The following is an 841-nucleotide window of genomic DNA, read 5'->3' as shown; positions in this document are numbered from 1 at the left end:
GTATGAGTAAAATGTTTGTGGGAGAAAAAAAGACAGGTTCCTGATTTGGTATAATAAGGAACCTGTCAGATATGTAAGCAAAATAGATGAAAAACGGGCTCTCCTCCTGGTAAGGTAGTAAGTGCAAAAAAACAACCAAAGAAAGGAGTGGAGCCCATGCAGGATTATATCACAGATGGAGTCACATTGAAAGACATTGAGCAATCTTTGTTTAGACATATGCAAAAAGAATACGGTCAACTGCTTCAACAGCTGTTGGAGGACATCGATCACACATTGGCGGAAAAACGAGATAAGAAACGGTATGCGCTCAAAGATAAACGGATGATACGGATGCAGACAATGTTTGGAGAAGTGGAAGTCAAGCGGAACTACTATTTCGATCGAGAAAAACAGGAGTATATATGTTTGTTAGATGCGTTTCTTCAGTTTGAGGGAGCACACGGAGTCAGTCCGCTTTTAGAAGAAACAGCGATTCATCTGGCAGTGACAGGCTCATCGTATCGACAAGCTGCGCAGTCCCTTGAAAAACTGGTGGGATATGCGTGCATGAGCCACGAGACGATTCGCCAGTTGGTTGTCGAGGCAGAAGTCATAGGACACCGTGAGATGGAGAAAAAAGGGCGCGTGTTTTTTATCGAAGCGGACGGGTTATACGTGAAACGTCAACGAAGCCGCATCAAAGGGAAAGAAGAAAAGATCATCACGATTCATCAAGGATGGGAGAAAAACGGGAAGCGCGTATCCTTAGTGAATCGACGGTATATGGTTCATCAAACGAATGAACCGATTTGGGAGGCTGTAGAGAATTTTCTGATGAAGGAATATGGCTATGATCCAC

1 protein-coding gene is annotated in these 841 nt (G+C 43.6%); it reads left to right on the top strand.

The features are described from left to right. Nucleotides 1-156: 156 nt before the first annotated feature. A partial coding sequence (locus K1I44_RS14965) for a UPF0236 family transposase-like protein (RefSeq protein ID WP_219986628.1) occupies nucleotides 157-841 on the top strand: 685 nt, incomplete at its 3' end.

Origin of the sequence: Anoxybacillus sp. ST4 (genome assembly GCF_019448545.1) — a bacterium.
In the GTDB taxonomy this organism is placed as follows: domain Bacteria; phylum Bacillota; class Bacilli; order Bacillales; family Anoxybacillaceae; genus Anoxybacillus; species Anoxybacillus pushchinoensis.
Note: the sequence above shows the minus strand (reverse complement) of the source record. Positions and strands in the feature narration are given on the sequence as shown.